The 11,841-nt window shown below is 60.7% G+C and carries 9 protein-coding genes; 7 read left to right on the top strand and 2 right to left on the bottom strand.

Translation table 11 applies throughout. The features are described from left to right. Positions 1-6 precede the first annotated feature (6 nt). The gene (locus AC5O5I_RS13280; protein ID WP_245355149.1) at positions 7-1,425 is read left to right on the top strand and encodes an acetyl-CoA hydrolase/transferase family protein; all 1,419 of its coding nucleotides are present in this window, start codon (positions 7-9) and stop codon (positions 1,423-1,425) included. Between the two features lie 47 nt (positions 1,426-1,472). On the opposite strand, the gene AC5O5I_RS13275 is transcribed toward AC5O5I_RS13280, so the two are convergent. Continuing rightward, positions 1,473-2,396 carry a LysR family transcriptional regulator gene (locus AC5O5I_RS13275; RefSeq protein WP_209965911.1) on the bottom strand — a complete coding sequence of 308 codons (924 nt, stop codon included), beginning with the start codon at positions 2,394-2,396 and terminating at the stop codon, positions 1,473-1,475. A 421-nt stretch (positions 2,397-2,817) separates the two neighbouring features. Between AC5O5I_RS13275 and AC5O5I_RS13270 the strand changes: the two genes are divergently transcribed. Beyond that, positions 2,818-4,095 carry an OprD family outer membrane porin gene (locus tag AC5O5I_RS13270; protein WP_209969815.1) on the top strand — a complete coding sequence of 426 codons (1,278 nt, stop codon included), beginning with the start codon at positions 2,818-2,820 and terminating at the stop codon, positions 4,093-4,095. Positions 4,096-4,230: 135 nt separating this feature from the next. On the opposite strand, the gene AC5O5I_RS13265 is transcribed toward AC5O5I_RS13270, so the two are convergent. After that, positions 4,231-5,094: an alpha/beta fold hydrolase gene (locus AC5O5I_RS13265; RefSeq protein ID WP_209965908.1), complete on the bottom strand. Its 864-nt coding sequence runs from the start codon at positions 5,092-5,094 to the stop codon at positions 4,231-4,233. Between the two features lie 307 nt (positions 5,095-5,401). On the opposite strand from AC5O5I_RS13265, the gene AC5O5I_RS13260 reads away from it, so the two are divergent. The 5 genes from AC5O5I_RS13260 to AC5O5I_RS13240 all read left to right on the top strand — a co-directional run bounded on the left by AC5O5I_RS13260 (position 5,402) and on the right by AC5O5I_RS13240 (position 11,841). Continuing rightward, positions 5,402-7,021 (top strand): GMC family oxidoreductase, encoded by a 1,620-nt coding sequence (locus tag AC5O5I_RS13260; RefSeq protein WP_209965906.1) that lies wholly within the window; start codon positions 5,402-5,404, stop codon positions 7,019-7,021. Positions 7,022-7,041: 20 nt separating this feature from the next. After that, positions 7,042-8,520: an aldehyde dehydrogenase gene (locus AC5O5I_RS13255; protein ID WP_209965903.1), complete on the top strand. Its 1,479-nt coding sequence runs from the start codon at positions 7,042-7,044 to the stop codon at positions 8,518-8,520. 281 nt (positions 8,521-8,801) lie between these two features. Beyond that, positions 8,802-9,947, top strand: coding sequence for an acyl-CoA dehydrogenase family protein (locus AC5O5I_RS13250; RefSeq protein ID WP_209965901.1), 1,146 nt, complete (start codon positions 8,802-8,804; stop codon positions 9,945-9,947). 32 nt (positions 9,948-9,979) lie between these two features. Further along, positions 9,980-10,477 (top strand): MaoC family dehydratase, encoded by a 498-nt coding sequence (locus AC5O5I_RS13245; RefSeq protein ID WP_209965898.1) that lies wholly within the window; start codon positions 9,980-9,982, stop codon positions 10,475-10,477. A gap of 5 nt (positions 10,478-10,482) precedes the next feature. After that, positions 10,483-11,841: an acyclic terpene utilization AtuA family protein gene (locus tag AC5O5I_RS13240; RefSeq protein WP_209965895.1), complete on the top strand. Its 1,359-nt coding sequence runs from the start codon at positions 10,483-10,485 to the stop codon at positions 11,839-11,841.

The following is an 11,841-nucleotide window of genomic DNA, read 5'->3' as shown; positions in this document are numbered from 1 at the left end:
GAACCGTTGTCAAAGCCATCCTGCGCGTGTCGCTACGACGTTCAATTCGTCGGCGATGAAGCTGCGCTTGCGAAATATTCATTTGTTCCACACACCCGCAAGACCAAACATCAGGCTGACGACAGGCCCAGACAATCCGACGCCCCTATGAATACACCACACCTTGCTCCGCTCGATGCCCAGGCTCCTGACCTGACTTCATTGATTCGCCCTAGCGATACCATCATGTGGGGGCAAGCCAACGCAGAGCCCTTGACCTTGATCCAGGCGTTGGTGAATCAGCGCCACGCGCTGGGCCGCGTACGCGTGTTCCTCGGTATCGGACAAAACAGCTTGCTCGAGCCTGGACATGCCGACGCCATCGACTTTCTGGGGTACTGCGCAACGGGCTCTAACCGCAAGCTGGCCCAGGCGGGAGTGCTGGATATCCTTCCGGCCCACTACTCCCAGTTCCCACGCCTGATAGAGCAGAAGGCACTGCGTATCGATGTCCTGATGCTGCAAGTTCCGCCCCCCGACGCGCTGGGCCGTTATAGCCTGGGTATGGCTCGTGAGTATCTGATTCCAGCACTCAAATCGGCGCGGGTGGTCCTTGCGGAGGTCAATACTTCCATCCCCTGGACATATGGCGGCCCCTACCTGCAGGAGAACGACTTCGACTTGCTGATCCCCAGCATCCTCCAGCCCCTCGCCACTGCCGCATCAGCCCCGGGCCCAATCGAGGTCGCGATTGGGCGTCATGTCGCTAGCCTCGTGGAAGATGGCGCCACCTTGCAGACCGGTATCGGCAATATTCCCGATGCCGTACTGGCGCAACTACACGACCGACGAGAACTCGGCGTGCATTCCGGCGCGATTGGTGACGGCATTGCCGAATTGGCGCTGGCAGGCATCATCACCAACGGTTGCAAGAGCATCGATGTCGATGTGTCCATTGGTGGAGTGTTGATTGGCGGCGAGTTGGTGCGTCGCTATGCTCATATGAACCGTGCTTTGGAGTTGCGGGGCACGGATTACACGCACAACCCACAGGTGCTGGGGAAAATCGACCGGTTCGTGGCGATCAACTCGGCCATCGAGGTCGACCTCAGCGGCCAGATAAACTCGGAAATGGCCGGAGGTCGCTACCTAGGCGGTGTTGGTGGCATCGTCGATTTCCTGCGCGCCGCTCAATCGAGTCGAGGCGGCGTGCCAATCATTGCTCTGCCCGCCACAGCAGGTGGCCAGAGCAGAATCGTTACTGCGCTGTCGGGGCCTGTGACGGTGCCTCGAAGCGATGGCTGCGTCATCATCACCGAGCACGGTATCGCCGACCTGCGCGGGCTCTCACTTGCCCAGCGAGCAGCCAGGCTAATCGCAGTAGCGGCGCCGGAACACCGTGAAACACTTGAACGCCAAGTACACGCGGGCAATCTACCAGGCTAGCCATCAAGAGCGTTGGCCGTGGACAGCAGTGCCCACGGCCGGATAGGTCAAACCTCCACACCCCCTGAACTACCCGCCAGGTACTCCAGCAGCGTACGAGCCGCCGGGCTCGGCAAACGCCCGTGAGGCGTCGCAATCGAAATTATGCGCTTGGCCCAAGGCTCAGCGAGGTCGAGCACTGCGATGGTATCGAGCATGTCGCGGCTGACATGGCACTCTGGCTGCACCGTCACGCCGAACCCCGCCTGCACCAGGCTGATCGCAACCCCGGTACTACGGACATTAAAGCGGGTCTGGAACTCCTGGCCCAACCGTTTCGCCGCTACCCGGAAAGCCGGTATCATAGCTTTCACCGCAACGATGTTTTCCGGCGCCAGGTCTTCGAAAGTTACACTCTGCCGGCCCGCTAGCGGGTGCTCCCGAGGCACGATGGCTACCATCCGGTCCTTGCGATAAGGGGTGACATCGACACCGCTCAGGTCAATTTCGTGGGCCATTGCAAAAACGCCCACATCAGCCTCGCCATGCGCCACAGTGCGCACGATCTCGGCATTTTCCACCTCACTCAGTTGCAGCTCGATCAGGGGATAGTCATGAGCATAGTTGCCTAGTTCACGCGCCAGAAATGGCGCGATGATCGAACGAGCCGACGCGACATGGACCTCGCCACGAACACCTTCGGTGAAGGAGGAAATTTCCGCCCGCATGTCATCCAATTGACCGAAGATCGAGCGCAGGTAGCGCACCAGCACCGCACCTGCCGGGCTTGGCAGTACGCCCTTGGGATTACGCTCCAAGAGTTTCACGCCGGCAATTTCCTCAAGATCCTGGATTCTCTTCGTCGCTGTCGAAGCCGCGATGTTCTCGCGAATCGCTGCAAGGCCAATCTGCTGTTCCTCCACGGCAGACAGGAATAGCTTCAAGGTAAACAGATCTACCTGGCGGATGAGGTGCATCTTGTTGAAAGTCATAGGCGCTCTGAAGGTGTCTCAATCGTCTTATCATTATTTATCAGAAGGCGATCGAAACCTGTTGTCCGAACGCCCTCTTCCACTGCTTCTCGCTAGCTCGACTATACCCCCTCACCCGCCAACCCGCTTGCCTATTGCTGCTGTTCGCATGGGCCTGACGGACTTCGCCAACCTCTGTCCCAATGCGTACTTGCGGCCGATTCACCCACGCTGAATCTGTGCTTCAGGAATGGTCACTTGAGCGACCATCTTAGCCCTTCAATAGTTACACCACGGGCGAGAGCACCCTGTCCGTTATCCGAGAAAGCCCGCTGGTCCTCGTCGGCAAGATCATTGCCGACGCGGGTACGCGTTCACCTTAAAAAAATAAGAAGAGGGTTGTAGTGTGGCCGAATCAAAGTTGTATCCGCTCGTCCTGATCATGGCGTTGAGCCCCATCGTCCCGATGACCGCGCGCGCGGAATTCGTGTCTGACAGCAGGCTGAACCTGGGCTTTCGAACGCTCTATTACAATAATGATTTTCGCGACAACACCAGTGGCCCATCCAAGACCGCTGAATTGGCACAAGGCTTCAAGCTCGACTACCAGTCCGGCTATACGGATGGCCCCATCGGCCTGGGCGTCAATGCCCTGGGTCTACTGGGAGTGACACTCGACAGCGGCAGAGGGCGCCACCAGGGCAGTTCCATGATTCCTTCGGACGGCGATCACCCCGCGGACGAATGGAGCAGGCTCGGCCTGACCTTCAAGGCCAAGGCATCAAAGACCGAGCTGCTGGCTGGTACGCTATACCCCAAGCTGCCCATTCTGGTCGCCAATGACGGCCGATTGCTGCAACAGACATTCCAGGGCGCTATGGTCACCTCAAACGAATTCGACAGGCTCACCCTGGTCGCAGGCAAGTTGAACAAGGCCACCGGGCGTGGCTCGAGCGATCGTACCGGGCTGGCGGTGGGCGGAGGGCGCGAGCAAAGCGATAATTTCACCTTTGCGGGGGCCGACTACTCACTCGGCAGCAACCTTTTGCTGCAGTATTACCATGCCTCGCTGAAGGACTATTACCGCCAGGATTTCCTGGGAGCGGTACATACGCTGCCCATTGGCGAAACGCAAAAGTTCAAGACTGACCTGCGTTACTTCCGCAGTCGAGCGCAGGGGGCAAACGCCTCGGGTGATGCGGGCTATCAGGTGGCCGGCTTCACACAAGGCGGAGATGGAAAAATCGACAACGATACCTGGAGCGCCACCTTCACCTACACCGTTAACGGGCACAGCTTGCTGGCCGGTTATCAGAAAGTGTCCGACAACAGTGCATTTGTCCAACCGAACCAGGCCAGCCTGAGCGGTGGCGTTGAGGCAGCTGGCTCCAGCACCTACTTGTACACCGACCGGCTCGCTTCCAACTTCACCCGCGCGGGCCAGGCCACGCGGTATGCGCAGTACGCTTACGACTTTGCCGCAGCCGGTGTGCCTGGCCTCAATGCGTCAATCATGTATCTGGACTCAGACTCAATCAAGACGGCCAGTGGCAGTAACCAGCGCGAATGGGAACGGGACTTGTCGTTGGGCTACATTATCCAGAGCGGCCCATTAAAAGGCCTAGGTTTCGTCTGGCTCAATGCCTTGCTGCACAGCGAGGCGGTGCCGAACCAGGACCAGAATCGCTTGCTGGTGACCTACACCTTGTCGCTGTTCTGAATCTCGTGGGCGCAACTTTGTAGTGCGAAGGGCCGCACCGCGGCCCTATCTGTCTCTGTCGCCGTATCCAGAGCTACGGGGCAGCCCTTTCGCGACACAAGGCTGCTCGCAGAAGGCTTGAGCCGAATCAGCTCATCACTCCATCTGACGGATGAAATCGATCGCCACTTGGCCAAAGGCATTATTGTCGTCACCCGTCAGCATATGCCCCGCCCCCGCCACTTCGATTTTTCGAGCTTGAGGGCACAGCGCCAGAAATTCGCTGACCGCCTCACGCGTCAGCACATCGGAATGCTCGCCGCGCACCACTAGCGTCGGTACATCGAGACGACGCGCGCATTGGCCAAGCCGTGCAGCCCGCTCGGCCAAGTCGCCCCGGGCATGGAGAAAACGCGGGTCCCAGTGCCAGTAGAGGCGGCCGTCCACGGCGCGGCGCAAGTTCTTACCCAATCCGGCGATGTTGCCCTGACGTCGCACATCCCCACGGTATTGCGCGATAGCGTCGGCTGCCTCATCGAGCGATACGAAGCCCTCGGCGTGGCGCATCATGAATTCACGCACTCGGCCAACACCATCGCCGGACGACAAATGCGCGACATCTGCCAATATCAATGCTGCCGCATCCACCACACCACCGCCCGCCGCCTGTAGGCTGGTCATCCCGCCCATCGAGGCGCCGATCAACACAGGGCGCCCAGCAAGAGTACGAGCCACACAGGCAAGATCCTGCGCCATGGCCATCTCGCCATAGTCGCCGTCCTCCACCCAGCTCGAATCACCATGACCGCGGGCGTCGTAGGTCACTGCGTGAAAGCCGGCTTGCGCCAGCTGGCGTGCGGTATTTCGCCACGAATGCCGGGTTTGCCCGCCACCATGCAATAGCACGACAGGCCGTGATGAAGGGTCGCCCCAGCTATCGCCGCACAGACGATTGCCATGAGCGCCGGTCCAGGTGAGCATTGGGGTGGACGTGCCGGGAAGCGAGGTGCGTGGGTTCATGTATGAGGACCAAGACAAGGCGCCAGATGGACGGTACTGCCGACTACAAGCGATCTTGCGCGGCGCCCACGCCCGTCGCGGTCGTCAGTATCGCGACGAACCGTCATCTTCAAGACTCCGCCAGGCCCCTCCAAGTCATGATTTTCGAAGCGCCACTTCAGGATTCGTCAAGCCGAGCCGCTTACGACGCCTGATCCATGTTTGATAGCGTGCGGAGTCAATAAGCACAACAAAAACCAAGGAGGCACCATGAAACCGTTCGCACAATTGCATGCCCATCTGACCGCCCCGCAGGCAGAGGCGCACGATGGAAAACTATGACTATATCGTGGTCGGTGCCGGCTCCTCGGGTTGCGTGGTAGCGAGCCGTCTCAGCGAGGATCCGCACGTTCGCGTTCTATTGATCGAAGCGGGTGGCAGCATGGAAGACTTCTGGGTCAATACCCCCGCGGGCATGGCCAAGCTCTTCGGCAGCGAACGTTTCAACTGGCGCTTCAAGACCGCGCCCGTGCCCACACTCGATGGGCGCCAGGTGCAATGGGACCGGGGCAAGGGCCTGGGTGGCAGCAGCGCCATCAACGGCATGATCTACATGCGCGGCCAACCCGAGGACTATGATCGCTGGGCGCAACTGGGTAACGTGGGCTGGGGCTGGGACGATGTGCTGCCCTACTTCAAGCGCTCGGAAAACAACATGCGCGGCGCCAACGCCTTTCATGGCGACCAAGGCCCCTTGTACGTGACCGACCCGGTCGAGCTCCACCCGGCGGCGCACGACTTCATCACTGCCTGCGTCAACACCGGCATCGAACGTTCCAGCGACCTGAATGCCCCACCGTACCCTGCTGTCGGGGTTCGCCAATACACGATCAAGAAGGGCCAACGCCACTCGGCGTACAAGGCCTTTCTCCACCCTGTGCGTCACCGCCCCAACCTCGACATGCTGACCAACGCGCATGTGACGCGGATACTGTTCGACGGCGACGAAGCGACGGGGGTGGAAGTCCAGCTCCAGAGCCAACGCCGCGCCATCACCGCCACGCGCGAGGTGATCCTGAGCGCAGGTGCCCTCGCCTCGCCTCAGTTGCTCATGCTCTCGGGAGTCGGCCCTGCCGCGCAGTTACAACGCCACGGCATTGCCGTGCGCAGGGATTTGCCGGGCGTAGGCCGCAATCTACAGGACCACTGGTATGCCTCAATGGCGTGGCGCTGCACGCCGGCCAGCTCGGTCAACCATCGCCTGAACGGCGTGCGTAAATACCTGGAGGGCGCGCGCTACGTGCTCACGCACAGTGGTTACCTTGCCTTGGGGGCCGCCCCTGTGACGGCGTATGCCAGAAGTGAAGCGGGCGAACGGGTCGACCTGCAGCTGTCCCTCAATCCTATGAGCTTTTCGGCTACCGCATCAGGCGAAGTCGCCGCCGACAACTACCCAGGCCTGTCCGCCTCGGTGGTGCTGCTCTCACCCCGCTCGCGCGGCTATCTGGAGCTGGCGAGCGCCAACCCGCTGGACGCTCCGCTCCTTCACCCCAACTACTTCAGTGATGAAAGCGACATACGCCGGCACATCGCCGGGCTGCGCCAACTGCGCCAGATCCTGCAGACGCAGCCGCTTGCGCAACGGGTGGTCGAGGAGATCAAACCTGGCCCGCAGTGCACAAGCGACGATGAATTGTTCGACTACATCAAGCGATTCGGCGGAACAGGCTGGCACCCGGTAGGTACCTGCAAGATGGGCAACGATGGCGATGCCGTGGTCGATGCCCAGCTACGCGCGCACGGCCTTCGTCGGCTCCGGGTCATCGATGCCTCGATCATGCCGGTCATCCCCACGGGGAACACCAATGCCCCCTGCATCATGATCGGTGAAAAGGGAGCGGACATGATCCGTGCCGACGCGCTCACCGCCCGTACTTTGGCAGCCTGACACTTCAAGGACCCATCGCCATGACGAACCCAGGTCAGACCCTGAACATCCCCCATGCTGATTGCCTGTTCATCGGGGGGCAATGGGTCAAACCCTCTACAGTGGACACCTTCGCGGTGCTCAACTGCGCTACCGAAGAGGTCGTCGCCCGCGTGGCCAAGGCCGAGGAGGCTGATGTGGCCGCCGCCGTGCAGGCCGCCCGCCAGGCATTCGACCATGGCCACTGGCCGCGCATGACCCCCACCGAGCGGGCCGGCTACTTGGAAAAGATCGCCCAGCGCCTTGAGGCACTCAATGACGAGTTCGCCCGTATCTGGACGATCGAGTCCGGCATCCTGTACCGCATCGCCCAACCTCGCGTAGGCCAATACCTCAGTGGCGCTTTCCGCCAGTATGCGGCGCTGGCCCACACCTACCCGTTCATCAAGCCCATCACCTCCGGCAGCGGTCACCAAGGCTATGCCGTGCAGGAGCCGGTGGGGGTCACGCTGGCCATCGTTCCGTGGAACGGTCCGGCGGGGCTGATCGCCTACAAGGTCGCGCCCGCCCTGCTGGCCGGTTGCACGGTCATCATCAAAAACTCCCCTGAAGCCCCCTGCTCCGGCTATCTGTTCGCGCAGGTCTGTCAGGAGGTCGGGCTGCCACCGGGTGTGGTGAACATGGTGACGGCCGAGCGCGATGTGTCCGAGACGCTGGTCAGCAACCCTGGCGTTGACAAGATCACCTTCACGGGCTCCACTGCGGCAGGGCGGCGCATCAGCGCGGTGGCCTCGGAACGCGTAGCACGGGTCACACTGGAGCTAGGCGGCAAGTCACCCGCGCTGGTGCTGGACGACTACGACATAGGAGTCGCCGCCAAGGCCCTTGGCGCCCCGTATTTCAGCTACCTGTCAGGGCAGGTTTGCGCCAGCCTGACCCGGATTATTGTGCCTCGCAACAAGCACAACGCGATGGTCGAAGCGCTGGTAAGTGCCGCGAGGGAAGCTGTGCCGGGCGACCCGTTCGATACCGGCACGACGATGGGCCCCTTGGCCACATCACGCCAGCGAGACAACGTGGAACGGCTAGTGGCCCAAAGTATTGCCGACGGCGCCAAATTAGCTACCGGTGGCGGCAGGCCCAAGCACCTGCAACGCGGGTTCTTCTTTGAGCCCACGGTATTCGCCGATGTCGACAATCGCTCCTTCGCGGCCCAGCATGAATTTTTCGGGCCGGTGCTATCGGTCATTGCCGCCGACAACGAGCAGCATGCGATCGAAATGGCCAACGACACCATCTTTGGCCTCAATGCCACGGTGTTCACCCAGGATCCTGAGCGAGCCATGCAGGTGGCGCGGCAATTGCGCGCAGGTACGGTTGGCCACAACGCTTCGCGCTATGACTTCTCGATCGGCTTCGGCGGTTTCAAGCAGTCGGGCATTGGCCGTGAAGGCGGCGAAGGTGGCCTCGAAGCCTTCCTGGAATCCAAAGCGGTGGTGCTCGACCTACCTGTAGAGTGAACGCGCTGCGCTGGCCGGTTGCACTCAACTCTATGGCAACGAAAGGCCGGCGCGACCGGCCTGCAGTGGTCATCTCCCATTGCTTTACTGCACAGCACCTCGCAAGCGCACCATAAGATTTTCGCGCGCTTGAAAACCATGCTCTGAAGACGCAGCAAACGACCTAGCGAGCGTCACTTCAATCTTCTCGAAATCAGACTTCAAAATTCGCAACTTGGTTTGCCGGGCTCTGCGGCCTAGCTTACGGGGTGTCTACACAACAACCTAAAAGGACCCCGGCGATGGCCAACTTCCTCGACGATTCACAACAAATGTGGCTCGACAGCGTAAACCGCTTCATGGACAAAGAAGTTACCTGCGAATACATCCGCAAGTGCGACATCAACCGTGACTATCCCTACGAAGCCTACGCAAAGGTCGCCGAGCAAGGCTGGCTTGGCCTGCTGTTCTCTGAAGAGGAAGGCGGCGCCGGCGGCAGCGTTTTTGACTACATCTTGATGGCCGAAGGTTTGGGCAAGTACGGGTTCGATTTCGCCGCCTCTATCCTGGTGCCTACCTTCACCGCCATGAACATTGCCAAGTACGGCACGCAGAAGCAGCGGGACATGTACATCCAGCCCTTCATCGAAGGCAAGATTCGTTTCTCCGTGTCGATGACCGAGCCCAATGCCGGCTCGGACGTGTTCGCGACGAAGACCCATGCCAAGAAGAACGAGAACGGCGACTGGGTCATCAACGGTTCCAAGTTGTACTGCTCCGGCGCGCATGCCAACGACACCGTCATTGCAATGCTCGTGCGCACCGACATGAATGACAAGCACGGTGGTCTCTCCATGATGCTCATCCCAAACACGACTCCGGGTTTGGTCATCAACAAGCTCCCCACGTTGTCGCGCCATGCAACCGGCACCACCGAGATCTTCCTCGACAATGTTGTGATTCCCGGTGACATGATCCTCGGTGTCGAAGGCCAAGGTCATGAAATCATCCTCAATCACCTTGAACTTGAGCGTTGCGCCGTCGCTGCTGCCTATACAGGCAATGCCCAGGAGGCAGTGAACAACGCCAACCGCTATGCGCACCAACGCACCCAGTTCGGCCAGCCGCTCTTCAACTTTCAGGTGCTCAAACACATGTTGGCAGAGAACCAGACCCGGGTCGATGCTGCACGCCTGCTCGTATACCGCGCCGCGGTAGCCAAGAACGAAGGCCAATCCGCGCCGAAGGAAACATCCATGGCCAAGCTGTTTGCCTCCGAAACCCTCAAGCAGTGCGCGCTCGATGGCATGCAGATTCTTGGCGGCTTCGCCAACCTGCCCGAAGCCGACATGGAGCGCTACCTGCGCGAAAGCATTCAATGCACCATCGGTGGCGGCACTTCGCAGATCCAGCGAACCATCATCGCCAAATCCATGCGCTTGAACTGAGCCGACGCCTGATACGAAACAAGGAAACTGCCATGAGCCTGATCAACAACCAGATCAACCAGACCTTCGACGAGCTGGAGGAGGGCCAGGTCTTCGCCTCCGGTGGCCGCACCATCACCGAAACCGACGTGGTGAACTACTGCGCACTGACCGGTAACTGGATCGCGATTCATTCCAACACTGTTTATTCGTCCAAGACCCGCTTCGGCAAGCGCCTGGTGCAAGGTGCCCTCACCTACTCCATCGCCACCGGCCTGGTGCAGTTCGGCCTGGGCTTCCAGGCCAACTACGGCATCGACAACATGCGCTTTCTCAAGCCCGTGTTGATCGATGACACCGTCTATGCCCGTGCCACCGTGATCGGCAAGAAGGTCAAGGACGACAAATACGGTGTGATCAAGTTCCTGATGCAGGTGCTGAACCAGGACGGCGATGTGGTGCAACAGGGCGAATGGAGCCTGCTGATGCTGCGCAAGCGCGAAGACCTCGATGCCCTGGTGGCCTCCACCCTGCCTACCCCGAAAGGCTAATCGCCATGAAGACCATTCGTATCGGCTCCGGTAGCGGGTTCTGGGGTGACAACCTCGACCCTGCCATCGAGATCGCCAAGCACGGCAACGTGCAGTATCTGGCTTACGACTTCCTCGGCGAGCCGACCATTCCACTGCTGCAGAAGATGCGCCAGAAGAACCCGGAGCACGGTTTCGTGCCGGCCATCCGAGCGGTGGTGCGCGGCGTACTGCCGATCTGTCTGGAAAAAGGCATCAAGATCCTCACCAACGCCGGCGCGGCCAACCCCCAAGCCTGCGCCGACACCATCCTGGCAGCGGCCAGGGAGGTGGGCATCACCCGGCTAAAGGTGGGTATCGTCACCACCAACGACATCCAGCACAAGGTGGAGGAGCTGCTCGACAAGGGCGTGCGCTTCACCAACCTGGACACCGGTGACACCGACCTGGGGCGGGTGCGTGAACGCATCGTCGGCTCGTACGTCTACTCCGGCGCCTATGGCTACGTGGAGGCGCTGCAGGCCGGCTGCGACATCATCATCTCCGACCGCGCGACCGACGACGCCGCCATCCTGGCACCACTGGTCCATGAATTCGGCTGGAAATGGGACGACTGGGACAGGCTGGCCATCGGCATCACCGCCGGCCACCTGATCGAGTGCGGCGCGGCCTGCTCCGGCGGTATCACCAGCCTGTGGAAGGAAGTGCCAGAGCCCTGGAACATCGGCTATCCCATCGCCGAGGTGAACGAAGAAGGCGAGCTGTTCATCACCAAGGTGGACGGGACTGGCGGCCTGGTCAACAAGGTAACGCTCACCGAACACCTGCTCTATGAAGTGCATGACCCAGGCAACTACCTTATGCCCGAGGTCATCACCGACTTCACCCAGGTGCAGATGCAGGAAGTGGCCAAGGACCGCGTCAAGGTCTGGGGCGCCCGTGGCAAGCCGGCACCGGCCACGCTCAAGGCCGGTATCGCCTACACCGACGGTTACATCGGCGAAGTCGAGTCCTCGGTGACTTGGCCGGATGCCGTGGCCAAGGCGCGGCGCTCGTTCGAGATCATCAAGAAGCGCTTCGAGATGGTCGACCTGAAGGCCGAGGAAGTGCGCTTCGACATGGTCGGTGTCGACTCCTGCCACTGGTCGGCCTCCCCCGAGCCCGACGAGGACATCAACGAAGTGCGCATTCGCGTGGCGGCAAAGTGCGCCAACCGCGCCGAAGCCAGCAAAGTCGCCCGTGAGTGCGTGATGCTGATGGGAACTGGCCCCATCGGTTCCACTGGCCAGTTGAACACGCCCGCCCCACGCGAAGTGTTTGCCCTCTGGCCCACGCTGATCGAACGCGAGCAAGTCGTACAGAACGTCGAGATCCGGGAGCTTTGA

The sequence above is a fragment of the Pseudomonas sp. 9_2_1 genome (genome assembly GCF_059295275.1).
Note: the sequence above shows the minus strand (reverse complement) of the source record. Positions and strands in the feature narration are given on the sequence as shown.